The organism is Mesorhizobium sp. M7A.F.Ca.AU.002.02.1.1, from assembly GCF_003998535.1.
GTDB classification, from domain to species: domain Bacteria; phylum Pseudomonadota; class Alphaproteobacteria; order Rhizobiales; family Rhizobiaceae; genus Mesorhizobium; species Mesorhizobium ciceri.
The window spans coordinates 1-1,998 of the sequence record NZ_RZPB01000944.1; the positions used below are offsets into that span (position 1 = coordinate 1).

The 1,998-nt window shown below is 64.5% G+C and carries 3 protein-coding genes; 2 read left to right on the plus strand and 1 reads right to left on the minus strand.

Translation table 11 applies throughout. The annotated features are described in order from the left end of the window. Position 1 precedes the first annotated feature (1 nt). Complete coding sequence (locus EN879_RS33605; RefSeq protein ID WP_127274591.1) at positions 2-811, plus strand: alpha/beta hydrolase; 810 nt, start codon at positions 2-4, stop codon at positions 809-811. 82 nt (positions 812-893) lie between these two features. Here the strand turns inward: EN879_RS33605 and EN879_RS33610 are convergent, their stop codons facing one another. Then, positions 894-1,679, minus strand: coding sequence for an NIPSNAP family protein (locus tag EN879_RS33610; RefSeq protein ID WP_013532405.1), 786 nt, complete (start codon positions 1,677-1,679; stop codon positions 894-896). 95 nt (positions 1,680-1,774) lie between these two features. Here EN879_RS33610 and EN879_RS33615 point away from each other — a divergent pair. Further along, positions 1,775-1,998: helix-turn-helix domain-containing protein (locus tag EN879_RS33615; protein WP_164774752.1), on the plus strand; the 224-nt coding region annotated here is incomplete at its 3' end.

Here is a 1,998-nt window from a genome sequence, read left to right on the forward strand (position 1 = left end):
GCTGAATGCCTGCGCGAACCAGGACGGCTGGGCCGGCCGCAAGCAGTTCGTCACTGTCGGCAATCTCGACATCGCCTATGTCGAGATAACAGGCGCCGAGCCGGCACTGCTGTCGGTGCACGGCTTCACCGACACCAGCCGCAGCTTTTCGCTTCTGGCGCCCTATCTGGCCGGCCGCCGTCTGATCATGCCGGATCTGCGCGGCCACGGCGCCTCGCAGGCCGGCAAAGGCTGCGGCATAGCCGATTTCGCCGACGATATTGCCGGGCTGATCCTACGCTTGCGGCTCGACCGGCCGCTCGTCGTCGGCCATTCGCTGGGCGCCATGGTGGCCATCGCATTGGCAGGGCGACACAGGGAGCTGATTGGCGGGCTGGTGGTGCTGGCCGGCACGCTAAAGCCCGATTTCGCGCCGGATCATCCGCTGGTCGCGGGCGTCGAGGCGCTGCGCGACCCGATATCGCCGGCCGATCCGTTCTACGCCTGGTGGCATGCCTGCAGTCCCGACGTGCCTCCAGCCTTTCTCGCCGGCTTGGCGAGAGACGCGTCGGCATTGCCGGCGCCGCGCTGGCGCGCGATTCTCGAGGAAATCCGCAGCGCCGATCTGAGCGATGCGGCGCGGGCCGTGCAGGCCCGGACGCTGATCATCGCCGGCGCCTGCGACCCGCTGTTCGGCGAGGCGCACCAGCAGGCGTTGCAATCCGCTCTTGCCGGAGCCGTCTTCGTCCGGGCCGAGCGCTGTGGCCACAACCCGCATTGGGAAGACCCGGCCCTTGTCGCCAAGACCATCGTCGAGGCATTTGAAGTCTGATGCATGTCGCCCAAAAGTGGCCCCGGTTTTGGGAGAACGAAATGCACAAAAAAGGATCTATTCCTAAGCGCGTCGACGCGCTTTAGGAATAGATCCCGACCAGTGATTGCGATGTCGGCGACAGCCGCAAGGTCTCCGTGGGTTTGGTCAAGCCGGGTTGCGCGGCCCGCCAAAAATCCTGCCATGCCGGCGAGGCGGCAAGCGCGGCCTTGTGGCGGGCATGCGCTTCTGTGCTGGCAAAACCCATGACGCTGATGAAGACGTTTTCGTCAGCCCGTACCGGCAGGCGCGGAAAATTGTTTTCGGCAGGCTCGGTCACGAACGCGGCGAGCAGGCGTGCGTCGGCCGTCATCAGGCACGCCGTCTCAATCTCGAAGCGGGTGGTGAAATCTGCCTCCGTGCCGGGCTGCAAATGATGAATCTCGATGACAACGATGCCGGTCAGCGGCCTGTTTCGAATGGGCTTTTCGTCGCCGGCCAGGCTTGGCCGCTGCGCCCCCGCAAGGTCGAAGCCGGCGCCCGGCCACGCCGGCTTGAGCAGCAGCACATCGTCGGAATCGATCATCGTCGCGTTGGCCGCATCGCGGTGCGCCGCCCAGACCGGCCCGCCATAGAAAGCGGCAAGAGCATTTTTCCGCGCATCCATGCTGTCGAAGCCGCGCATCCAGACGAACATGTCAGGCCGATCGAGATCCCGGAACTGGCCGATGATGGTCATGCCGGCGGCCTCCTGGCCCTCGATCAGCCTGCTGTCGAAGATGTCGATGAGCGTGTCGCGTTGGCCTGGCTTCAGCGTGTATTGCCGCAACTCGACGACAGGCGAGGCGAGCGCCGAGGGTTTCGGCGCGACGTTCTGGGGCAGGTTCATCCGGCATTCTCCAAAACAGGGTGATTGTCCTGTTTGTAAAACAGACCGGTTGTCCTGTTTTGTCAATATGCTAATGTCCGGCAATGTCAGCAGAGATGATCGCTCAACCAAAACCGCGCCCGGGAAAACGCATCAACGACCCTGAAGGCATGCGCAAGAAAGTGCTCGATGTCGCCGAGGACGCGTTCCAGGCGCGCGGCTATCACGCCTCCAGCATCGGCGACCTGATGGCGGCGGCGGGTGTCAGCGGCGGTGCGCTGCATCACCATTTCCCGACCAAGAAGGCGCTCGCGCTGGCGGTGATCGACGAGCGTGTGGC